Below are 23,502 nucleotides of genomic sequence, written 5' to 3'. Positions count from 1 at the left end.
TTTTTCTTGCGGTTGGCAATTAGTTGCCAGTTAAGTGTCAAAAAACAGTTGTATTTTGTTGTTGTATATAAGTTAAGCTAAAAATGTGCCAACTCTTCAAAATATTATTCCTGTCGAGTATTCATCGAATAAGATCGAATAAATTCAGGCGCTGCAGCTGTACAAAGGTTTGCTGAGCCACCTCTAGTTTGGTCTGTTCCAGCTGTAGATCGCTGATCGCTTTTGCCATATCTAAATCTTCAAGTTTTGACATAGCCGTCTGCGAAACTAATTTGAATTCTTCACTAATTGAGGTTTGGCTTATCAGGGTTTGCATGCGTGCACCCACTCTTGAGCGTGTGTTAACTATATGGTCTAAGCCATTATCTAACTCTAATTGCGCCATATTTAATCGGGTAAGTCGTAATGCTTCTTGAGTGTCGGTATCACCAGGTATTCTCATTGCATCAATAGCACTTTGAATGGTGGTAAAAATGTCGGTATTACTACTAGGCGTTAAAGTAAAAGCATCTTTATCTAAAGGTTCACCTTTAAGCGAGGTTCTCACCCCATTAAATTCGATACTTTGACCTTGGTTATATTGCGTTGGTGCTATGTATTTATTAATTTGGTAGGTATCTGCAGCTAAAGGAATTCCCTCAACTTCAACTGTCATTCCATCAATTGAAATTTGCTGAGCAGTTGCCGTATTAGCGTCATAAATTGTTGGCAAAGATGATTGCCCATTTATTTGTACTTCAAACTCACCAGGCGTTGCAGTTGCAAAAAACACTACATTTACTGCACTATTAACGCCAGGATATACATCTGCTGGATTAACCGAAGTAATAGCTGGGTCATTTAAATCAACAGTGGCAAGTTTTACCGTCGCCGCGCCGGCAACACTTGCCGCCTCAATACTATAAACGCTATATTCTGTTGGCAAACCAGCACCGGGCTCAGTGATATGGATACTGTACTCTTCTCCTTGAAAACTACTCGCGATTGCGGGATCAAACACTACACCTTGTTCAATTACACCTGATCCGGTATTTGCCGCTCCCAAAGTCGATTTAAAAGAGCCATTACCACTAGATAAATTCATCATTAAGTCAAAACCAGAATCATTGATAGCCGCATCAACGCCTGAACCCACTTGTAATTCACGTACGCCTTTATCGCCAAGAAACTCGACCTGACCAAACTCATTCACTTGAAAAGGCTTTGTATCAACATCATAGCCAGCAAAAATATACTCACTATGACCATCTCGGGTATTACCTAAACCTACCAACTCTTCTTTTAATTCTTCTAATTCTTGTGCAACCGTTTCTAAGTTTTCTAGGCTATAAATACCATCGCCTGCAGAAACCATCAGCTCACGCACGCGCTGTAATACATTCACCATTTGCCCTAAAGTTGATTCTTCTTGAGCATTTGCAGCATCTGCCACTTCAATATTTTTAACGTATTGCTCATTGACTGAAATTGTTTGTTTAAGTCGTTGAATAGTGGCGATGGCAACAGGATCATCAGAGCCGTGTAAAACACGCTTTCCTTCAGTCAAGTGAACATTTAAATTACTGGTTCGCGCTTGGCTTTCTAGAATAGATGTTGTATTTCGTTGAAAAAATGTTTGAGTTGAAATACGCACAACAGCCCCTTACTTTGCATTTGAATTAATTACCTTGTTCAAATGCAAAGTTAGTGCCATAGACGCTGTCATAGGATTGACGGGGGATACAGATTACCTTAGTGAGGTAAGTAAGGTTTCCATTAATTCATCAGCAATGGAGACTATTTTTGCCGCAGCATTGTAAGCTGTTTGGTATTTTAATAAATCTGCCGCTTCTTCATCCAAGTTTACCCCTGAGTAGGAAGTAACTCGATTACTAGCTTGTTCATACAGCACTTCTGATGACTGCACTCTTACTTCAGCACTACTAGTGATGGTACCAATATCCGATGACATCAATGCATAGTTATCTTGAAAGGTAGAACGGCCTTTATTAAGGGTTTTGTCTGTTTGAAACGCGGACATAACTAAGGCGTTTTCATTGCTACCAGCACCTGTTTCATTATAATCAAGCGTAAAAGTATAACTATCAAGTGCAGCCGTATCCTCTATGGCAATTTCAATATCGAAACCGGCATGACTGATAGTTTGTTGAGGCGCCGTAAATGCTAACCCTGTTAATGGCGTACCTGGAGGCTCTTCAATAGGAACACCGGTATTAGCATCAAGCACTTGGTAAGTAAAAGTGCCTAATGGCGCTTCTACCACTTCAATACGCAAGCCTTTTGCTGGTGTAACTGGAGTGGTGGTTAAATCTTCTGGTGATGGATAATTAATATCATTTGGCGCAGTAATTTGCGTAATACGTGATTTACTTACCCCAGTATTGGTTGCACCTTCGGTAATTAAAATTTGATTTCCAGCAGCAGCAACCAAAGATGAATCGGTTATTTGGGTTTCAAATCGCTGCGCGCCAAAATGAGTTGGTCTGAGTTCAAAGCGTTTATCTACCTGAAGCGGATCGGTGACACTCACGGCGTCAACATTGATACTAAAACCATATTGAGCGACATCAATATTACGAGAAACGGTTAAATCTTGCGCGCCTGCTGCGGGTAAAGTGAGTTGCGTGCCATCCCCTAAATTCGTTAATTGAAACTGTACGGTTTCTGGTGGACCCGCTGCATAACTTAGCACTTTCAATTCAAAGTCGTCTGCTGTCAATAACGACACATCTTCAATTTGCACCCCCAATGTCGCTTCACCTAGTCCATCATCCGTAGGTAAAGCTCTCTGAGCCATGGCATTGACACTGTTAACATCATTAAAGAAGTTAGCGCCTACTTGCATATTCAAGTCTAAGCCTTGCTTTTGCTGCTCATTAATCAAATGACCTATACCGATAGCGGTTTGCCCCAATTGATTAAATGTTGTATCTAATACATTATCTCTAAAGTTATAAACTGCTTGAATTTTACCGCCCATCAATTCACCACGCAGGCGTTGGGTTGTCCCCTTACTTGTTAGTGCCAATTCAAGTTTAGAGTTGTCTGTTGCATCAACAATTGCTTCAACTTTAAATGCATTATGCCCTAATACCAGTGGCTGACCTGTGCCAACAAATAGGTTTATTGCGCCATTATCTTGAACAACAGTTGAGACATCAGTATATTCACTAATCTCTAGGATTATGCGATCTCTTTGATCTAATAAATCATTAGGTAAATGCTTGCTGCCATTGTCCCAAACCTGTTGAATTTCAGCATTAGTTTCAGCTAAGTTTTTCGCCAATGCGGTCATTTCTTGGGCTATATTTTCAACATCATTGTTTAATGACCGATATTGTAGCTCAAGTTGATCATTTAATCGGGAAAAGGTTGAAGTCATACTTTTCGAAATTTCAATCAAATGATTACGTGATTCCAACGAGTTAGGGTTATCAGAAACAGTGTTAAAGGCCGAAAAGAACTGACCTAAGATACTGGTAATTGACGTGTCATTATCTGATACCACTTGATCGACACGCGTCACACTGTCGAGAAAAAACTGGTTATAATTCAAATTACTGGTATTGCTTTGTAAATCAACGAAAGAGAATTTATCAAAACTTCTAACCACATCATCTATTTGGGTACCTAGGCCCGCAAAGCCATTGCCGAACTGCTGTCCGCCAGAAGAAATTTGCACAGTACCTTGGCGTGAATAACCTTCAGTATTGACGTTAGCAATATTGTGACCCACTGTATCAAGGGATTGCTTTGCTACGAGCAATCCTTGAACACCCAGTCCATATAAATTAACTGACATAACTAACACTCCCTCACAGCCAGTGTAAACGCTGACCTATCGTTTTATAAGGTACTATTTAACCAAACAAAACTAGTTTGAAATTAAGTTGGTGACTGTGCGAAGTGTAGCCATAATTTTATTGGCATAATTAGGATCGGTCGCATAGCCTGCTTTTTGTAAACCCTGCAAGAAATGCTCCACATTACTCGGATTTTCTAATGCGTCTTGATATCTGTCATTGCCAATAAGAAAATCAGCATAATCTTTAAAGCTTTCAGATAAGGATTGGTAAGATCGAAAAGGGGCTGATTTTTTAACCATGGCGCCTTGCTCAAACTCTAAGGTGTCCTTTTGTATTTGCTCACCTGTCCACTGTTTATTTGCTTTAATATTGAATAAGTTATTTGAACTACTGCCTTGTTGGTCTTTAATTATTTTTTGCCCCCAACCGGTTTCAAGGGCCGCTTGTGCAATAATAACTTGAAAGGGAACCCCTAACCTCTCTTGAATCGCTTTCGCAGGCTCTGTCAAGGCACTGACAAAGTCTTTAGGCTCAGCAAAAGTTGGCGTGGTAAAATTGACGCTTTGCTTGTTTTTGTTATTTACATTGTTTGAATTATTGTTCACCGTATTCATGACTAATGGCACGTTAGTGTCTTTTTCATGAATGTCTGCACTTACAAACGTAGAGGGAGTAAAAACAGAAGGATTAGCTGTATCATTAAGGTCAGCAGCCAAAGGTGGACTAACACTTTTTAAATAGGCTTGCTTACTCGCGTTTTTTACCTGTTCAATATTACCATCGTTCCGCAATACCGTACTCGGAGTAAAGTTATCATCACCGCCTAGCTGTCTCACTATCAGCTCTGATAAACCTAATGTACCGTTAGACGACAACTCAAGTCCAAGTTGCTGATCATGCATATCACGGTAAAACTTGGTTGACTGGGAGTTAAATGGGCTATCTGACTCCAACACTTCTTGAGCTTTACGCATACTTTTTAATAGCATTTGCATAAAAATCGCTTCAAATTGCTGTGCCGCTTCTTGTAATGCGGCCTGTTTTCCCTCTCCATCAGCGCCTTTTGATTGTTGGCGAATGGCATTCAAACCATTAAGTTCAAGCGCGTTACGGGCTTGGTCAAAGTTTGCTGTATTTATTAAACTATCACTCATAAACAACCACCATTAAATCACGATAATTTCGCCGCGAATGGCACCGGCTTGATCCAACGCTTCTAAAATAGCCATAACATCACCCGGACCAGCACCGACTTCATTAATCGCTCTGACCAAAGTGTCTAAAGTGATCCCTGGTTGAAAAACAAACATGCGGGCATTTTCTTGCGTGACATTGACACTTGACTCATTGGTTACTGCCGTATCACCATCAGCGAATGCATTAGGTTGGCTGACATTTTTTGCTTCGTTAATCGTTACCGTAATACCACCATGGGTGACCGCTGCGGGAAGAAGCTGTACTTCAGAGCCTATCACTATTGTGCCGGTTCTTGAGTTGACAATAATTTTTGCCGCAGGTGACGCTGGCTCAAACTCTAAGTTTTCTATGACTGACAAAAAACTTACCCGATCAGAAATATCTCGTGGCGCACTGACTTGTACTGAAGTAGCATCAAGGGCTTTAGCCGAGCCTGCAATAAAATCATTAATGGTGTCGGATAAACGTTTTGCTGTAGTAAAATCTGATTTGTGCAAGTTAAAAGTGATGTGATCACCTTGGGAAAACGGCGACTTAACTTCTCGCTCTACCGTTGCGCCATTAGAAATGCGTCCCACCGTTGGTGTATTCACTAAAATTTTAGAGCCATCAAGCCCACCTGCACCTAGGCCACTGACGACTAAACTCCCTTGTGCAACGGCATAAGCGTTACCATCAAGACCTATCAACATGGTCTGTAGTAAAGTTCCGCCTCGTAAACTTTGCGCACTGCCAATACTTGAAACCGTCACATCAATGCTTTGTCCTGATTTTGCAAAAGCAGTTAATTCTGCATGTACTGCAACTGCAGCAACATTTTTAATTTTTGGCTTTAAGCTTTCTGGCATAGTGATACCAAAGTTACTCAACATAGTTTTGAAACTTTGTTCCGTAAAAGGGCTTTGTTCACCCGTACCTGGTAAACCGACAACCAAACCATAGCCAACCAGTTGGTTAGAGCGAACCCCTGCAACGTCGGCCAAATCTTTAATACGCTGAGCATGACTTGCCAAAGTGAAGAAGATGAGAATAATTGTGAATACTGCTTTCATATTGTTACCTGCTATTGGCTAAACTAAACTTTGCTTTGGATGCGCGAAAACTTGGATGCGCAAAAACCATGTAAAAAACAGCTTACAATGGCCACCAAGTACTATTGAAGAATTTGGTTAACCAACCTTGTTCGTTGCTATCGGCAAAACTGCCTGTGCCCGCATATTGAATACGTGCATTGGCTATTTTTGTAGACAATATTGTGTTATTTGAATTGATATCTTTAGGGCGAATAACACCTGTTAATCTAATGTATTCATCACCATTGTTTAAGGTTAGCCATTTTTCACCACGGATCATCAGGTTACCATTGGGTAGCACTCTTAAAACGTGTACAGAAATATTCCCACTTAGACTATTACTCTGATCCGCCTTTGAATCACCCTTGAATTTACTATTTTGCGTGATACCAAATTGCAAACTGTTACCACCAATGGTCGCTGGCAGGCCGTTTAAACCAACTACCGGGTCTAACGCCGAATCTGTCTCTTTTTTCAATTCTGTTTTCGCATTTTTATTGGCTTGTGTGCTTTCGCTCAAAATAACGGCAATAATATCGCCAACACGATGCGCCTTTGAATCAGAGTAAATGTTATTAACATAATTCTCTTTGAACAAAGAGCCCGTTGGTATAATTGCCTCTTCTTCAGCTTCAGGTAATATGGGGGCAAAATCAGGATCATTAGGTAGTGCTTTACTTAACTCAACCGTATTGCTACAAGCACCTAGCTGAACGATGAATAAAGCAATGACTACATTCAAGCACCCTTGAAGTATTATATTTTTCATTACTGCCTCCTACGTATTACTTTTAATCTAACGCTTTAAATACAAATTTTTGTGTCTTTTTACTTCGTACAGACCCAAAAAATGTATCCATGAAAGGGCAAATTCATGCCTCTTTGTCGGACTAAAGTCCAACCTACATCTTTGGGGCGATGTATTTACCCTTGTTCGGGCAATGGCCCAATTTGCACTAACGGTGTTAAATAAAGCGCTAACAACATTGACAATAAAACCCGTATTACAACTGTTGATTGATATAACTGAGCATTTCATCAACCGCAGAAATGACTTTTGAATTCATTTCATAAACCCGTTGTGTTTCAATTAAATTAACTAGCTCTTCAGTGGTATTCACGTTGGATGTTTCTAACGAACCTTGCAATACCATACCAAAGCCTTCTAGCCCAGGAACGCCTTGCTGCGGTGCGCCACTAACCGCTGTTTCTGTGTATAAATTTTGTCCTATCGGCTGGAGCCCTGTTGGGTTGACAAAATTAACCGTATTAATTTGCCCAACAACTGCTGGCTCAGCCTGGCCTTGAACCGTTACTGATACTTCACCATCTTGAGAGACAACCACACTTAATGCGTTATCAGGAATGGTAATTTGCGGCTGTAGAATATAACCTGCCCCCGGCGTAACCATATTCCCTTCAGAATCTAAGGCAAACTGACCATTGCGGCTATACGCCGACGAACCATCAGCTAATAATATTTCAAAAAAGCCTTCGCCTTGGATCATAAGATCTAAAGCATTATCAGTAGTCAACATATCGCCTTGGGTATGAATTTTTTGGGTTGCCACTACTTTAGTACCTGCACCAAGCATTAAACCTGAAGGTGCTTCACTATCATCAGCGGTTCGCCCACCCGGTTGGTTTATATTTTGATAGAGTAAATCTTCAAAAACAGCTCGACTCTTTTTAAAACCTACAGTACTGGCGTTGGCTAAGTTATTAGAAATTACCGCAATATCTTTAGTTTGCGCATCTAAGCCTGTTTTACTTATCCATAATGCTGGGTTCATATATCACCTCAAATTTTTGTCTCTGCGCAATACACGTTCACGCTGAATTGACTGAATAACCGTTAGAACGCACGTAATAACGAAGAGCTGCTGGCATCAATTTCTTCTGCCGTTTTCATCATTTTTAACTGCATTTCAAATTGCCTTTGTAAAGCAATCATCGCTGTCATTTCATTAATTGGATTAACATTACTTGACTCAAGCATTCCTCCTCGCACCTGAACACCTGCATCTGCCAGTTCGGTGTCGCCATCCTTACGGCGAAACAAGCCATCGTTGCCTTTTTCTAACAAGCGCACATCAGGGTTGACTAACTTAATACGTCCGACATTTTCTTGTACAGTGTTAGGCGCACCTTCTGGTTGAACCATGATGGTTCCGTCGGCTGAGATTTGTATATTGTTAACGGGTAAAGGCAACACAATCGGGCCATTATCCCCTAACACTAATTCTCCATTAGAGGTTTCTAGATTGCCATTTTCAGTAAGACGTAAATGTCCCTGCCGGGTATAGGCTTCACTCGAAGCACCCAGTGTTAATGTGCCAACCTGTCCATTAGACTTAGTCACTGGTGGGGCTTGCACAGCAAACCAACCATCACCGGCAATAGCCAAGTCAAGAGAGCGCCCTGTGGTTAACAATGCGCCAGAGTCAAAATTTTGGCTTGCGCGTTCGGTCATCGAAAAAACACGTGTTGCCTGCCCCTCACCAAAAGCTTGCATACTTCGCGCCTGTGCTAAATCAGCTTTAAAGCCCGTAGTTTTAGCATTCGCAAGGTTATTGGCATTAACAGCCAAGGCATGCATGTTTTGCTTGGCACCGCTCATGGCAATATAAAGCATCTTATCCATAATGGTTTACCAGTAGTTAAAATTGTTAACTTGATAAATGCAAAAAAAATGCCAGAACGCTACTAAGATTTAAAAGGCGAGTAATGGGTGGGGAGAAAAACAAAAAACTGCTAGCTAAGTAGTGATTGTTACTTAACGAGCAGCTTTCTTTATTAATAAACTGGATGTATATTCAAGCCTACTAGAAGGGCAAAAAATTACCCCTCTACAAAATACTTAAGCTTATTATCTAATTTGTAAAATGGTTTGGTTCAACTGGTTATCAACTTCTAGCGCTCTTGAATTGGCTTGGAAGTTTCGTTGTGCTGAAATTAAATCAATTAACTCAGTAGTAAGATTAACATTGGCTTGCTCTAATGCTTTTGAATTTATGGTACCAAAGGTGCCTGAGCCTGCTTCACCGGCAAGGGCCTCACCAGAAACAAGGCTTTCACGCCATGAGGTTCCACCGATTTGGGTTAAGCCCTGCTCATTAGCAAAATTAACCATGGTAATGCGTTTTAACGGTTGTGAGGTACCATTACTGTAGGTTGCTCGAATTAAACCATCTGTACTAATATCAATTCCAGTTAACCGCCCAACGGCTAAACCATCTTGTGATAAAGAGGTTACCTCAAAGTTAGAAGCAAATTGGGTCGGTTCATTCGGGTTTGGGCCAGCAGTATCAAGGTTAAAATCAATGGTAATAGCTTGTGCAGGGTCAGCGCCATTGGCTAAAATAGTGCTACCAAAAGCTATGGTAGTAAAACCTGTTGTTGGGTTGATAGCACTAAAATCACCTCCGCTAGTAAACTCTAAACGACCACCAATTAATCCGCCTGCATTTTGACGACCATCTGCTGCGGAATCGGCCAATGGATCTTCTAAGTTGATAGGAATACCATCAACAGCAGCAAATAAAATCCATTCATTTGGACTGGTTAAAGGATCATCTTTTATAAAATAATAGGTCATCACATGGCTATCACCTAAAGAGTCAAAAATAGTCACTGAAGTTGAGTTATTAAAGGTTAGCGGGTCGGTTGGGTCAAAATTTAACGGCGCGCCGGTAATGTAGGCATCGCCTGCGGGTACATTCATTCTAATATCTACTTCAGTAGAGAATTTAGGTGCTCCTGACGAAGTAGGTATTTGAATAGGTGAGGCGGTACTTAAACTCACGGAGGACGATGAGCCATCATCATTAACCGGAAAACCTAATAGATGACCACCGTTAGAGTTAACAATAAAGTTGTCATCATTTAATTTAAATTGGCCAGCACGAGTATAGCTTTTTTCTAAGCTATCGATACCCGGTACTGTGGCAAAAAAGCCAGTTCCAGTAATCGCTAAATCAAGAGAATTTTGCGTAAATTGAATGCTACCTTGAGAAAACTGCTGTGCAACCTCTGCCGTTAATACACCATCACCGGCTTTGGTTTTACCCCCTGACAACAATGATGATGCATAAACATCAACAAATTCAGCTCGTGATTCTTTAAAACCAATGGTGTTAACGTTGGCGATATTATTTGATGTTACGTCTAAATCTTTTTGCGCTGCGTTTAATCCGCTTAATGCTATATTAAATGACATAATCTAATCCTCTTAAAAATTCTGTTCTTGTAGGTAACTATTTTTAGTCTCTACATTCTGGGTACGGCTAAAAACTTTAGTTAACCTTCTGATACTTCAACGACTTCATTAAGTGGCATAGAGCCCCCACCATTAAGGTTTAATAAGACACTGCCGCCATTGCCAGCTAGTGTAACGCTGTCAACTTTTCGAAAGGTCATGGCTTGGAGTTCAGCGGCTTCGCCGTCTACCATACCTGCAATTCTAAAACGGTAAGCTCCCGGTGGCGCTGTACTGCCATCACTCATGGCACCATCCCAAGTAAAGTTGCCGCCGCCAGCACCTATGCTGCCAACAGGAATACTTTGAATGATTTCACCTGCAGCATTTTCAACATATATATTGACATTGCTAGCCGGTACTTCAGTGGAGATTTTACCTTTGACAAGCTCTCCATCGTATAAACCAAACACATTCTCGTCGACCAAAACACTGCGACCAACCAATGAAGAAGCTTGTAAGGCTTGGTTAGATGTCATTGAGCTAGCAAACGAATTGAATTGTTCGTTAAGCTCTTGCACGCCATCGGTTGTTGAGAAGGCTGTCATTTGCGAGATCATTTCGTTATTATCAACAGGCTTAGTGGGATCTTGGTTTGCCAGCTCTTTGGTCAGTAAAGCAAAAAAATCGGCTTGAGTAAGCATACCCTGGCTATCATCAGCGACTTTATATTCTTCTTGTTGCCAACGAAGCGAGTCTAAAGTATTTGCACTTTTAACAGTTTCCATTTCTTACTCCTATTGACTATCTTTGACCAAGTTGAAGGGTTTTATTCAACATGTTCTTGGCTGATTCAGCTAGTTGAACGTTGGTTTGGTACGAACGGGATGCTGAGATCATATTGGTCATTTCTTCAATCACATTGACATTAGGCTTATATATATAACCGTCCTTATCTGCCATAGGATGCTCTGGCGAATACTCAATGTTTAAAGGTTTGTTGCTTTCTACTACACCTAAAACATTTACACCTACACTCCCCTGTTGACCATCGGCAGCTTTTTGCATAGCAGCGGCAAAAACGGGATGACGAGCGCGGTAAGTTTCATCAATACTAGAACTGACACTATCGGCATTAGCAATATTACTTGCGGTGGTATTTAAGCGCATTGATTGTGCGCTCATACCGCTACCAGTGATGTTGAATACGTTAAAAAGGCTCATTATGCTTTACCCCCTGAGATGACATTTTTCAGTGCTTTTATCTTACCGTTAAGAAACTGCACACCCGCTTGATACTCTAATGAGTTTTCTAGATACAAGTTTCGTTCCACTTGAACATCTACAGTATTACCATCGCCAGTATCAGGTTGATCGGGAATGCGAAAATCGACGTGGTTATTAAGTTCAGTACGCACATCAAAGTGTTTAGCGTGAGTTCGACTCATGCCCGTTTGCTGTTGTTGATTTGCTTGTTGCATGGCTTTTTGAAAGTCCATACCTTTGGCTTTGTAACCAGGAGTGTCGGCATTCGCAATATTACTCGCAATCACCTCTGCTCTTTGACCGCGCAAAAGCATGCCTTGGGCATGAAGTTCAAAACCTTTATCAAATCCGATAGCCATAATAACTCACCGTTAATTGCATTTAAGGTAAAGTCATTCAATAATTATGCCAACAGATGGGGTTAATTAGATAATTTGGGTGGGGTAGTTAAATCCAGTCAATGGATAATGATAAACACAAAAGCGTTCACAGGTATGAACAACCTTAAGTTATTTTTTTTGATACACAATACCTGGATTACATCGTAACATCGAAAAACTATCGCTAAAACCTGACAGTGATTCAGATGCACCTAAAAAGAGGTAGCCACCGGGGTTTAACGTGCCATGAATTTGACTAATAATCTGTGCTTTAAGCTCAGCTGAAAAATAGATAAGTACATTTCGACAAAAAACAATGTCAAATTTTCCGATTAAACTATAACTATTGAGTAAGTTCATTTGCCGAAAATTAACCAGTGACTTGACTTCATCTTTGACTTTTAACATGCCGTTATCACCCACTTCGAAAAACTGTTTTTTACGTTCAGGGGATAAACCTCTAGCTAAAGCGAGCGAGTCATAATGCGCATAATTGCAGTGTTCAAGCATGGTAGTTGAAATATCAGTGCCAGTGACATTGACTCCACGAGCAAAAGCGCCAGGATTACTTTGTTTATATTCTAACAATGACATTGCAATCGAATAAGGCTCCTGACCTGAAGAGCTAGCCGCGGACCAAATTTTTACCGGCGACTTTTGATTTGCAAAATCTGGTAATATCTTACTCTTTAGCAGTTTAAATGGATAATCATCACGAAACCATAAGGTCTCATTCGTGGTCATTGCGTCAATCACAGCCGCACGAAGTTGCCGCTCAACCGGCGATAAGGTGAGGGTTAATAACTCGTCAAGAGAGTTAACACCAAATTTATTCATCAGCGGAGCTAGTCGGCTTTTAACTAGGTATTGCTTATTTTCCCCTAGCACTATGCCACATTGCTGTTCTAAAAATGCTCTAAATTGATGATAACTTTTATCGTCAAGTTCTTTTTCAGACACTATAACTGTTTCCTAATTTTTTAAATTCATACAACATAAAACGGTTTAAACTATGGCTCGTGGTGGAGCCACTTTTTAACAGCCACCGCTAGTTCATCAGGATGAAATTTAGGAATAAAGTCATCGGCTCCAACCTTAGCAACCATTGCATTATTAAATACCCCACTTAATGACGTATGTAAAATAATAGGCATTTTAGCCATACGTTCATTGCCTTTCACTTCTGCAGTTAAGGTATAACCATCCATCTCAGGCATTTCAATATCAGATACCATCAAGGCAACTTTTTCTGTAATGCTGTGATTACATGTTTCAGCAATAGCAAGTAATTGATCTAACGCATCTTGACCATTTTTTGCCAACAGCATATTAATACCTAATGGCTCAAGTGCTCTACGTACTTGATTACGCGCCACAGTTGAATCATCAGCAATCATTACCATGCGATCGCCTAATTCTTCACCAACAGTTTCATCCGCTATACCATCACTTAATTCAGTTGAAACAGGTGTTATTTCATTGAGTATTTTTTCAACATCTAAAATAGATATCATTTCATTATCTATTTCAGTCACGGCGGTTAAATAGCTCGACTTTCCAGCACCTTCTGGTGGTGGCATCATATCAGCCCAACTTAGAGTTACAATTCGCTCAACGCCAGCTACAAGAAACCCTTGAACGCTTCGGTTGTATTCAGCGATAATAATAAAGGACTCATCCGTTTGAGTAATAGCTGGGCCGCCTATCGCCTTACTTAAGTCAATCACAGAGATTGTTTGCCCACGTATATGAGCAACGCCTTTGATAAAACCATCTTGTTTAGGTAAAGCGGTTAACTTAGGGCACTGTAATACTTCTCTTACTTTAAAAACATTAATGCCAAAACGTTGTCTAGCCACTAATTTAAATAGGAGTAGCTCTAATCTATTTTGACCAACGAGTTGTGTTCGTTGGTTTACTGCATCTAATATACCTGCCATAAAAACCTCATTTGTAATCAGAAATATCTTTTTGTCTCTTAAACATCAAAAGAAGGCACAATTCTTGAGTATGTTTATTATTAGTCATAATAAGTGTCAAAAAAATGTGTTTTCTTTTGGCTGTGATGATGTAAAAGATCGCTAGCCGCTATGAAAATCAAGTTCTTTGACAAAATTGACGTAATTATCACTATGTTATATTAGTTTAAGCATAGTCGAGTATTTAAATTAACCTAGAGATAAATAACAAAAATCATGCAAATTATTAAAGTTTTTTTATCTATTGTGTACTTAATTGCCTTTTTCTCTGTCGAAAGCTTAGCAATTACATGGAATAGCGCCTACATTGAGTCATTTGCGAAAAACTACTTAACCGAAAATATACTTCCCCCTGTTGATGGTAAAATAGCTTTTGAAATATCAAGCATAGATCCCAGGGTGGTAATTAATTCCTGCCAAACGCCTCTGCAAGCCAATATACCTGAAAATATTAATCGTAGAAACGTAAATATTAAAATAAGTTGCGCTGATTCAACACCATGGCAAATATATTTACATGCTAAAGTAGAACGTTCTTTCGCGGTAGTCGTCGCAACGAATAACATTGAAAAAGGCGTAGTATTGTCAAAAAACAATATCGGCATCGAATATTTAGCTCCAAACAAAATACGTGGTGAAAAGCTAAACAACCTAGAAGCATTGCTAGGTAGCAAGGCTGAAAGAAGAATAGCCAAGGGCAGAACAATAACCCGGAGAAATGTTTGCTTAATTTGTAAAGGGAATGTTGTCACTATTGAAGCGCAGAGTAATAACTTTAGTATAAAAACAAAAGGGATTGCCCTTAGCTCGGGTAACTTGCATCAACAAATCAAGGTGAAAAACTCACAATCAGGTAGAGTAATCAAAGCTGAAATTAGTGCTATTAATCGAGTAACTATTAACCTATAATTTTATTAAATTTTTACTTAAGTTATCTTACTACCTGCCGATAAAAAGGTTAGAAAGTAATTTTTAGACCGACACTTTACCGCAGGGTAATATTATGACTATAAATATCAATAACTTGAACAATCAATCTCAAGTACATCAAAGTAAGCAGACCCAAGTGAAGCAAGATGCTGCACAAACTGCTAACAATGATGCACAGGTAAAGCATGTTGCCCGTGATTCAGTTTCTTTAACGCCTCAAGCGCAACAACTTAAAGAATTACAAAAGAAAACGGCATCTGCACCGTCCGTTGATCAGAAGAAAATTGATGAACTTAAACAAGCGATTACTTCTGGCGAGTACAAAGTTGATGCTGAAAAGTTAATGAAAAACATGCTTACTTATGAATTTGATCTGCTTGAAGATTAACTGAAGGCGACAGGCTAAATTATGAAAGACGCTGATAAAATATCGTCATTGCTCACCCGTCAAGAAATGGAGTTAACCAACCTTAATGGATTGCTTTGTAATGAGCTTGAGATATTAAAAAACCGTGATCTTTCGGTACTTGAACAAGCATCTGCTGATAAAGAAGCGCTTTTAACTAAAATTAACCAACTCGATAAAGAGATTAGTCATTACACCTCGCTTGAGCAGTTAAAGGAAGAACCTACGCACAGTGAACAAGTCACTCGTATTATTAGTTTATTACATGAGTGTAAGCAACAAAATGAAGTAAACGGTCAAATCATTAATAATAGTCAAATCGCGATAAATCGCTTTAAGAATATGCTACAAAAAAGCATTTCAAATAACACTATGACTTATGATAGTAAAGGTAAAACCTCCATCAGTAATAAGTCAATTGGTATTAAAGCCTAGTCACTAAAGCCCACAGTTATTGCAATGTTTAAAAGTATTGCACTGCTTTAATTTCTTTACGATTAACACTTGCCAGATATATTTCATAAACATCTTTAAAGTCTAACCTGAGCTCAGTTGTATAAGTATCACCGACAGGATAACTTTTCACTACTTTTGCACCACGAATTAACCCTTGAACCGAGGCAGCTAACGCTTGGTTTTCTATTAACATATCAGCCATGGTCGTTTTACTATTAACCTGTTGACCATATACTTGTTCAGCTAGCTCAACATATGCGGCAATTTTTGACGCTTTAATGGCCATTAACATCCGCTGCGTTTTATTCGTTGATTTTTGTAAGCTAATAGGCGCATGACCAATACCGCTAATAACCGGAAAGTGTTCAGGCTGCACTGTTTGCCATTGTATGTGCTTGTCGTAAACGCTAGAGCAAGCGCTCACTAACACCAAACTAATAGCCACAATAACGATGTTAATTAATGATTTCATCTTAATTTCACCTACTCAATTAGTTTTGAATTTCAACAGCACGTTGATTTTCAAGTAAGCGTTCATTACTTCTAATGATCATGCCATCTTTAATATTCACATTTCTATTTTTACTTTTTTCTTCGCCGATAACCCATTTAGGAATAAAGGACTGTGCAGTGGCAACAACAACATGCGACTGAATGCCAATCATACGTGCATTAATGATAATACCATCTTTTTGTTCCATCATTGTGCCAGCAACAATGTAGTCAATAATCTGACGTTCTGGCAACTCTTTCCAATCTCGACTAAAAACATAATCACCTTCTTTAGTAACACGAATATGCCCTGTCGCTTTATAATCGATAACCACTAAACCATGACGTTGCAACTCATGAACAAAGTTTTCAGCTATTTGGTTGCCGAGCCAATTTGTTGATTCTAGATCTTTCAAGTTGACAAAAGAAGCCACAGCCACAGGTGTTTTAGCGTTAACAAAGGCACTACTTTCAAGCATTTGATAGGCTAAGCCTTTCACCACATCATTGATCGCGTGTTTAGGAAGGTTATAGGTATCTATCTTATCCTGCTTAATTTGCTTAGCTTTATAAAAATTATCTTCTTTTTCTTCGCTTGAGATTAAACTACAAGATAAAAGTGTTGGAATAAGCAATGGTATAAGCCACTTTTTCATGATGTTCCCCTTAATAGCCCAATGTTAATGCTAAAGAAATGCTTAGCAACAGCACTGACAACTTTGTGTATTAGGTTATTGATTACTGATTGTTGCTGATAACCAATGCACATTTCAAGCCAATTAATTATAGTCTTATTGTCCGTGTCAAATTAATCAGGCATAAATTGTGCATTCTAATTATTGTAGCCCAAGTTGTAGCCCACAGTTGGCTTTTCATTTTATGAGAGAAAATATGCGTACAATTATACAAACTGCTATATTAGTTACCTTGCTATTGGTTGTTAACACTAACTGCCATGCACAATGGTATGAAGCGCAGGGGCATGCTTCAACAGACAAAGACTCCGTTGAAATAGCGCGAACAAAGGCAATGGAAAATGCCTTAAAGAAAGCGCTGTTGGTAGCTGGGGCAAGTGTTTCTAGTATTCAACAAGTGGTCAATGGCTTATTAACTCAAGACCAACTTAGTATTCGCGCCAGCGGCAGTGTTAACTCGATTGAGCTGATTGATGAGTTCCATAGCAATAATATGATCAGTGTTACCGTGCGTGCAGATATTTTTCCCCAAGAAAAAAAATGTTTTGCGTTAGATTATAAAAAATCCATTCTTATTACTAAAAGTCATTTAACCCAAAGAGAGCATGCTAATATTGGCAAAATATACCGATTAGATGCAGCAGTTATGAACCAATTAAATAGAAAGTTGGCAATAAAAAGCAGCTACAGTAAAGGTAAACTTTTGCTCAAAAGTGCTACTCAATTTTCTCGCTTAAATGCGAGTTTCGCTGAAGACAAAATTAAACAATTAGCTATATCAATTGCTGATACTACCGATAGTCAATATGTACTTTTCAGTGAAATTGATGATCTCTCTTTTGGGAAAAACAGAACTAATGCTTGGAAAGTATGGAAGCAAGGTACTTATCCTAGAAACTTTGATATGACACTTTATCTCTATAATGGCTTAAGCGGAGAACAAGTTTGGCAAGGCAATTATCATAACGCCACAGTATGGGACTTTAACAAAAGAAAAAGTGTCGATGTTAATACCAGCGTATTTTGGCAAAGTGATTATGGCACAATGATAGGTTCACTACTCGATACCATGGTTAAAGACATAGACGAAAATGTTATGTGTGAGCCAAGTGAAGGGAAAATAGTGCAAGTTAATGGCAATCAAATCACCATTAACTTAGGCCAGCATCATGGCGTAAAAATAGGTGATGAATTTTCACTATTACATAGCCGCACTTTTACCAGTACCCAAGGAAATAGCTACCCAGGTTATGATGTTAGTCCTTACAAGGTAAAAGTAACCCAACTAACCAAGCAGAGCGCCACTGCAAAAACACTTAACAACCGTTTATTAGATAATATTCAGGTCAACGACCTTGCCGTACGATATTAATAAATAAAGTTAAGTATTACAGATTAATGCTTAACTTTATTATGATAAAACAATACAATAACCAACCTCAAAATGATGCCCTTGTAGCTCAGCTGGATAGAGCAAGCGCCTCCTAAGCGCTAGGTCGGAAGTTCGAATCTTCTCAAGGGCGCCATAAAAATCAATAACTTAAAACAAAACCACACCTAAGAAAAATACTATAAAAATAATTATGTAGCATATATGTAGCAGATTTATTCATAATTAGGAAAGGCTTTGTGGAAGGGATCTTTCTAATAAGCTGTTTTGAGAAAATTAACTTGCTGACAGCTTATTATATACAGATAAGGTTAATCTCATTAAAATTCAGTTAATTACCGTATCACAAGTAACTTATGTAGACTCTATGTGGTCATGTAGGTTGTGAAGATTAACTGTTTTTGATATAGAGTATCTTTATACTCATTTCAATATTATGACTAAACACTGTAGTTATAATGTTGTCCCGTTTGATAATCATAAATAGAAATCGATTGCCCATTAATATTTCCGGAAAAATGTTGACTAGAATGGTAATCAAATCCAGAGAACTTTTTGCCCTCCAATTTAAGTTGAACATGAGCGGATGTGTCATAATCGAAAAAATCTAGTTTTTTCTTACTACCGCCAGAAAAATTGCTTGAAGTAGAGTAATCAAAACCGTTCAATTTACCATTAGTAACTTTTGCTGAAATATTATTATGATTGCCTGTAGTATGATCATAAACAGACGATATACTTTTTTCTTTAAACGCTGCACCGACGGCTGCTGCAACTCTAGCTCTAGTTGAATCCTTCATTGATTTCCCTTATTTAATAAATTTAAAACACGTAATTTTTGTAATCCAATTTCCAATTGTTTTTTCTTAAAATCAAGGTTGCTGCCATTCTTCACAAGTATCAAATACTTGCTCAATTCCATTTTTTATTTCATCCACATCGTCTAAATATAGAAGTCTCAAATCTTTAGCTGCACGAGAACAAGCGACATAAATCAAGTTTTTGGTATTTTCAAAATTTTCTTTATAGTCTGTAAGATTTAGCCTTTCATCCTGCTCATTTTGATCAAGCTGAATATGTTCAAAAAAGCTTTTAAATTTGTTCCTTCCTTGATGCGTTCCTCCAAAATCATGTCCTAGAATAAGAGCAACATATTCGTATTCTTCTCCTTTAGTTCCATGGTATGTATGATATATAACGTCTCTGTTTTGTCTTCTGTCTATAAAGTCTACCCATAAGGTTAACTGTTCTAAACTTAAATTTAATAATGACTGAAGCTTTATTAACTCTTCTTCATTTGTATAATCATCATCGCAATTTGTGTACATTAACTCTCGAAATCTACCGAGAAAAAAAGAGTGTAAACTTCCGGTAGCATTAGTATCTTCAACGTTTATTGATATATTATTTAATAACGATTTTTTAAGGTGAACGTTCAAGTCTGCCTCACCTAGCACCCTTGAATATGCGGATATCAACTCGCCTAAATTGGCTACTTCTACACCTCGTAATGAATAAATTAAATTATTTACCGCAGCAAAAGATATTCGACTATGTAGTTGGCCCAAAACTTCGTAAAAGGTCGTGCTATCATTTTGTAATTTTAGATACAGCGTCACTAAGTTATATATTAGTAAAATGGTAGGATCGAGCTTTTCTATATCGTGAGATAAAAGCTTGGTATTTAGTTCTTTCCAGTAAATGGTTTCCGCTTGACTTAAAACGCTATATGTATCACCAAATCCATTTAGTTGCGCCATTAGTTTATTTGTTAATACTAAACAATGAATCTTAGGAGGTTCCGCTTCATCCCCGTTAATAATATCGTTTTTAAATTGTTCCAAAAAACCTTGGGCTTTAGATAGTTTGTCTTCATCATTTGCACAAATTGAGTGATAAAAATTGATGTTTCCTGAATTTCTATCATCAAAAATTGGTCTTTGCTCTATATCATCGTTTCTAATTTTATTAATAACATTAATAACTTGATTGTGAGACCTTCTATTAAATGGCTTATCAATATTTTCAATGTTCGTATGCAGCGTTTCAATACGAGTTCCTACTCCATCATCATATATATTTTGCGCCGTATCTCCAAAATAACCTACTAACCAGCTCTTATTATGTGTTAACGCATAATCATGTAATCCCTTAACTAATTTAACAACCTGTTCATTGGTATCTTGATACTCGTCGATGAAAACATAAGGATATTTATCAATAATGATCCTTCTAAGTACCGAGTGCCTTTCAACAATTTTAGAACCATATTCAAGTAAAGTATCATGACTAAATTTCATATAATCCAAGCGATCGGAGTTAGATTTACTATCGTAGGTAACTTTAGTTTCCTGTCTGTTATTAATGCGTCCTACGCATTGTTGATACCTTTCTTTTCTGTAAATAAGTTTAACCGTTTCTCTAAAGTGGCTAACATTACTTAATAAATTTGTAAGGCATGTAGGTTTATCTATATCTAGATCATTAAAAGCTTTTTTGAATCCTGCAGCAGGTGAATATAAATATTGATAAAAAATCTCTTTTTGATTAATAACAAATTCAGTGAAACCTGATTGTTCTTCCTGTGAAAGCTCGGCAAATTTTTTATGTTTGCTAATACTAATATCAGATAAAGCTTCACTAATTCGTTGAATTTCTGATTCAAGCTTTTCCAAATGTATAAGAATTAGTTCTTGTTGATAATACTTGATCAGCTCCCATAGCCTTTCATGAATAGTTGAAACTATTACTAATTCCGAATGCCCCAATCGTTCTTTAATTTCACCTACGGCAACATTGGTATAAGTAATACATATAGCTTGTTGATTATACTGTCGAAGCCTTTTTATTTTACGTTTAAGAATATGTTTAATACTTTCGACAAGCGCAAATGTTTTTCCTGCACCTGCACCTGCATTAAATCTAAAACTATTGAAATCATCAATATTGCTAATTATCTGTTGCTGAATTTCAGCTTCCAACTGTTCATTATGCGTCATCATTAGCTAATTCCTCCTCCAATTGAGGTGTAAGCTGACGGGTTAACCAACTGAAGCCGCTTTGAATATATGAAGGTAAAGAGGGTTTTTCTAGCCTACTTCTAGTAATACATTCATAAAGTAGATTATTGGCAAAATCACTTTTGCTGTCAGATAGTTTTTTTTGCAACTTAAATGAATTCTCTATTAACCTGCTTGTATCCACTTGATTGCCAGCCCCAACAATGTCCTTATAAATGGTTGGCTTACATTTTTTTAATACACTATTTAAAATATGATTTTGATAGTTTGTCAGAATAAAAGCTTCTTCAAAACTGGTCGGGTACTGCCCTTCAAGCTCGTCTTTTTGAAATATTATATGCAGATTATCATCTTCAAAATAATCGATATCATCTAGAGAATCAGATTCTTCTTTACTTTTATCTCGTAAAGACTGATTAAATGCAGCTAAGGTAGAATTCGTAGTAATACGGTCATCCAATGAGGTAATTTGAATATAATCTTTAAAATCTTCTACTCCTTCGGCTTTACCACAAAAGGAACAAGCTACAGCCTCTTGGTGGTCTTTATTTTTTTCACCCTTTTCACATGCAGCCCTCTTAATGTCAATGTCAGTTATTACTAAACAAGGAATCTTTAAAGCTTTTGCTAACGGGAAATACAACTTCCCATGTGCCCCATTAATATTAAATATAGATATATAATAATTTTTTAAGGTTGGCTCTTGATCAATATAGTAGTGCAGTAAAGTCTCTTCAGTTATGCCTTCAACGAAAATAACAGCATCCGAAAAAAATAATTCTGATACTTTATACTTGATATGCTTCTTAATAAATTTAAGAGCTTTACTGTTAGTAGAATTATCTTCACCCGCTACCAATTTATCATTTAAATTGATAACAGTAGCCTGTCTATTTATAGAGTTTAAGTAATTAATATTACTAAAAGAATTACTGCTATGTATTTTACTATTTACGATATGCGATGAATGGGTTGTAACAATCAACTGACAATGTAAAGATTTTTGCGAGGCATCTGCCTGTGAACCAGCTAGCTCTAGGGCTCTTTTCACCGCATTATCAATTCGGGTAATGAAAAACTCTTGCATTTGAGGATGCATAAATGCTTCAGGTTCCTCAATGAATAACAAGTTTATTTGGTTTTGATGGCTTTTATCTTCATAACTATCTATATAGTGGATTATCTCACCGATGATATTTAACAAGTTGATATAACCCAAACCAAACTGATCTTCAGGTATATAGTCGTCCCCATCACTAAAACTATATTTAATTAAATTTCTTAATATGATGCTTTCAGTAACGTTACCACTTAAATCAACTCCAACATGATTAGATTGTTCAATTTGTTGTAATACAGATGAAATGGATTCGCTTTTTGATCCAACAGCCTCTTTTATTTCTTCATTTATTTTACTAATACTTCTTTGTAAATTTTCTTTATTTGCATCATTGCCAACATATTGAGAAGAAACTATTTTCCTATAAATATCAGAAAGAACTCCGTCTTTTAAGTGACGATTAGCTTTAATTTCTTTGATATTAAACAGTTTGTTTAATGCAGGATCTTTAACTTCATTGTTAGATGAGGTTAAATAAAAAATATTAAACTCTGTTGTTTCTTCTTTTAATATTTCACGGAAAGACTCAAGTCGAAGATTAAAGATAGTTCTTGGATCATCTATATTAGGGAACTCAGTGTTCAGAATGGTATCAATATTGTTTTTGAGAGCTTGCTCTTCCTTAACTTGATACTTTATTTTGATTTCAACCAAATCAGATGTTGAAGAACTTATAGGAACAAATTGATAGAGGTTATTTACTAAATCACCCTCTTCTTCATCAAAGTTCACTTTAACTTGTATTGTAAATTCTAGTGAGGGCGTAGCCAGGTCATCAAAGCTTTCTCCAGCTTCTTTAGTTATTTTGTACTGATCCAACAAACCTCTTAAATAATCAATATTGAAATCCGAGGGTGCTGGTTTTTGTTTTGTACAAATTAAATTTAACGCTTTAGCTATAGTAGTTTTGCCTGCATTATTTTTTCCTATGATTAAAGTACCAGAGGATGCGACAAGTGAACTTTCTCCATCATTAGGCTCACCTGCACTTATGGATTTAGAATTAACAAAATGAACGACATTGTTTAGCTCTCTGAACTTACGAAAATTTTGTATTTTAAAACTATGTAACTGCATATTTAGTCCTTTAAATC

Annotated in this window: 22 protein-coding genes and 1 tRNA gene; 5 read left to right on the top strand and 18 right to left on the bottom strand. The window is 37.7% G+C overall.

The window, feature by feature from the left end; genetic code table 11:
- Nucleotides 1–121: 121 nt before the first annotated feature.
- The 13 genes from flgL to ABXG98_RS02500 all read right to left on the bottom strand — a co-directional run bounded on the left by flgL (nt 122) and on the right by ABXG98_RS02500 (nt 13,860).
- A complete protein-coding gene (gene flgL / locus ABXG98_RS02560) occupies nt 122–1,633 on the bottom strand; it encodes a flagellar hook-associated protein FlgL (protein WP_353537109.1) in 1,512 nt (503 codons plus the stop codon).
- A 93-nt stretch (nt 1,634–1,726) separates the two neighbouring features.
- On the bottom strand, nt 1,727–3,802 hold the full coding sequence (flgK, locus tag ABXG98_RS02555) for a flagellar hook-associated protein FlgK (RefSeq protein WP_353537108.1): 2,076 nt from the start codon (nt 3,800–3,802) through the stop codon (nt 1,727–1,729).
- A 72-nt stretch (nt 3,803–3,874) separates the two neighbouring features.
- Entirely contained in the window at nt 3,875–4,960 is a 1,086-nt protein-coding gene (flgJ, locus tag ABXG98_RS02550; protein ID WP_353537107.1) for a flagellar assembly peptidoglycan hydrolase FlgJ, read from the bottom strand.
- Nucleotides 4,961–4,972: 12 nt separating this feature from the next.
- Nucleotides 4,973–6,055 carry a flagellar basal body P-ring protein FlgI gene (locus tag ABXG98_RS02545; RefSeq protein WP_353537106.1) on the bottom strand — a complete coding sequence of 361 codons (1,083 nt, stop codon included), beginning with the start codon at nt 6,053–6,055 and terminating at the stop codon, nt 4,973–4,975.
- An 82-nt stretch (nt 6,056–6,137) separates the two neighbouring features.
- Nucleotides 6,138–6,845, bottom strand: coding sequence for a flagellar basal body L-ring protein FlgH (gene flgH / locus ABXG98_RS02540; protein ID WP_353537105.1), 708 nt, complete (start codon nt 6,843–6,845; stop codon nt 6,138–6,140).
- A 235-nt stretch (nt 6,846–7,080) separates the two neighbouring features.
- Complete coding sequence (flgG, locus tag ABXG98_RS02535; RefSeq protein WP_353537104.1) at nt 7,081–7,869, bottom strand: flagellar basal-body rod protein FlgG; 789 nt, start codon at nt 7,867–7,869, stop codon at nt 7,081–7,083.
- Between the two features lie 62 nt (nt 7,870–7,931).
- Nucleotides 7,932–8,720, bottom strand: coding sequence for a flagellar basal body rod protein FlgF (locus ABXG98_RS02530; RefSeq protein ID WP_353537103.1), 789 nt, complete (start codon nt 8,718–8,720; stop codon nt 7,932–7,934).
- 225 nt (nt 8,721–8,945) lie between these two features.
- Nucleotides 8,946–10,295, bottom strand: coding sequence for a flagellar hook protein FlgE (gene flgE / locus ABXG98_RS02525; protein WP_353537102.1), 1,350 nt, complete (start codon nt 10,293–10,295; stop codon nt 8,946–8,948).
- Between the two features lie 80 nt (nt 10,296–10,375).
- Entirely contained in the window at nt 10,376–11,062 is a 687-nt protein-coding gene (locus ABXG98_RS02520; protein WP_353537101.1) for a flagellar hook assembly protein FlgD, read from the bottom strand.
- 16 nt (nt 11,063–11,078) lie between these two features.
- Nucleotides 11,079–11,498 carry a flagellar basal body rod protein FlgC gene (gene flgC / locus ABXG98_RS02515; protein ID WP_353537100.1) on the bottom strand — a complete coding sequence of 140 codons (420 nt, stop codon included), beginning with the start codon at nt 11,496–11,498 and terminating at the stop codon, nt 11,079–11,081.
- Nucleotides 11,498–11,899: a flagellar basal body rod protein FlgB gene (flgB, locus tag ABXG98_RS02510; protein WP_353537099.1), complete on the bottom strand. Its 402-nt coding sequence runs from the start codon at nt 11,897–11,899 to the stop codon at nt 11,498–11,500. The genes flgC and flgB overlap by 1 nt, the downstream gene beginning before the upstream one ends.
- Before the next feature lie 150 nt (nt 11,900–12,049).
- Nucleotides 12,050–12,880 carry a CheR family methyltransferase gene (locus ABXG98_RS02505; RefSeq protein WP_353537098.1) on the bottom strand — a complete coding sequence of 277 codons (831 nt, stop codon included), beginning with the start codon at nt 12,878–12,880 and terminating at the stop codon, nt 12,050–12,052.
- Between the two features lie 50 nt (nt 12,881–12,930).
- Nucleotides 12,931–13,860 carry a chemotaxis protein gene (locus ABXG98_RS02500; RefSeq protein WP_353537097.1) on the bottom strand — a complete coding sequence of 310 codons (930 nt, stop codon included), beginning with the start codon at nt 13,858–13,860 and terminating at the stop codon, nt 12,931–12,933.
- 255 nt (nt 13,861–14,115) lie between these two features.
- On the opposite strand from ABXG98_RS02500, the gene flgA reads away from it, so the two are divergent.
- From flgA to ABXG98_RS02485, 3 genes are all read left to right on the top strand, one after another.
- Nucleotides 14,116–14,808, top strand: coding sequence for a flagellar basal body P-ring formation chaperone FlgA (gene flgA, locus ABXG98_RS02495; protein WP_353537096.1), 693 nt, complete (start codon nt 14,116–14,118; stop codon nt 14,806–14,808).
- Nucleotides 14,809–14,902: 94 nt separating this feature from the next.
- On the top strand, nt 14,903–15,217 hold the full coding sequence (gene flgM, locus ABXG98_RS02490) for a flagellar biosynthesis anti-sigma factor FlgM (RefSeq protein WP_353537095.1): 315 nt from the start codon (nt 14,903–14,905) through the stop codon (nt 15,215–15,217).
- 21 nt (nt 15,218–15,238) lie between these two features.
- A complete protein-coding gene (locus ABXG98_RS02485; RefSeq protein ID WP_353537094.1) occupies nt 15,239–15,670 on the top strand; it encodes a flagella synthesis protein FlgN in 432 nt (143 codons plus the stop codon).
- A 28-nt stretch (nt 15,671–15,698) separates the two neighbouring features.
- Here the strand turns inward: ABXG98_RS02485 and ABXG98_RS02480 are convergent, their stop codons facing one another.
- The gene (locus ABXG98_RS02480; protein ID WP_353537093.1) at nt 15,699–16,163 is read right to left on the bottom strand and encodes an LPP20 family lipoprotein; all 465 of its coding nucleotides are present in this window, start codon (nt 16,161–16,163) and stop codon (nt 15,699–15,701) included.
- Nucleotides 16,164–16,182: 19 nt separating this feature from the next.
- On the bottom strand, nt 16,183–16,839 hold the full coding sequence (locus ABXG98_RS02475) for a FlgO family outer membrane protein (protein WP_353537092.1): 657 nt from the start codon (nt 16,837–16,839) through the stop codon (nt 16,183–16,185).
- 235 nt (nt 16,840–17,074) lie between these two features.
- On the opposite strand from ABXG98_RS02475, the gene ABXG98_RS02470 reads away from it, so the two are divergent.
- Both ABXG98_RS02470 and ABXG98_RS02465 read left to right on the top strand, forming a co-directional pair.
- On the top strand, nt 17,075–18,250 hold the full coding sequence (locus ABXG98_RS02470; RefSeq protein WP_353537091.1) for a flagella assembly protein FlgT: 1,176 nt from the start codon (nt 17,075–17,077) through the stop codon (nt 18,248–18,250).
- Between the two features lie 77 nt (nt 18,251–18,327).
- Nucleotides 18,328–18,404, top strand: a tRNA-Arg gene (locus ABXG98_RS02465).
- Nucleotides 18,405–18,708: 304 nt separating this feature from the next.
- Here ABXG98_RS02465 and ABXG98_RS02460 read toward each other — a convergent pair.
- From ABXG98_RS02460 to ABXG98_RS02450, 3 genes are all read right to left on the bottom strand, one after another.
- Nucleotides 18,709–19,068, bottom strand: a complete 360-nt coding sequence (locus tag ABXG98_RS02460; protein ID WP_353537089.1) for a hypothetical protein — start codon at nt 19,066–19,068, stop codon at nt 18,709–18,711.
- Between the two features lie 72 nt (nt 19,069–19,140).
- Nucleotides 19,141–21,270, bottom strand: a complete 2,130-nt coding sequence (locus tag ABXG98_RS02455) for a UvrD-helicase domain-containing protein (RefSeq protein ID WP_353537088.1) — start codon at nt 21,268–21,270, stop codon at nt 19,141–19,143.
- On the bottom strand, nt 21,257–23,485 hold the full coding sequence (locus ABXG98_RS02450; protein ID WP_353537087.1) for an AAA family ATPase: 2,229 nt from the start codon (nt 23,483–23,485) through the stop codon (nt 21,257–21,259). The genes ABXG98_RS02455 and ABXG98_RS02450 overlap by 14 nt, the downstream gene beginning before the upstream one ends.
- Between the last annotated feature and the right edge of the window lie 17 nt (nt 23,486–23,502).

The sequence above is a fragment of the Colwellia sp. KU-HH00111 genome (assembly GCF_040362745.1).
Lineage (GTDB): Bacteria > Pseudomonadota > Gammaproteobacteria > Enterobacterales > Alteromonadaceae > Colwellia.
This window is presented reverse-complemented; position numbering and strand designations above follow the sequence as displayed.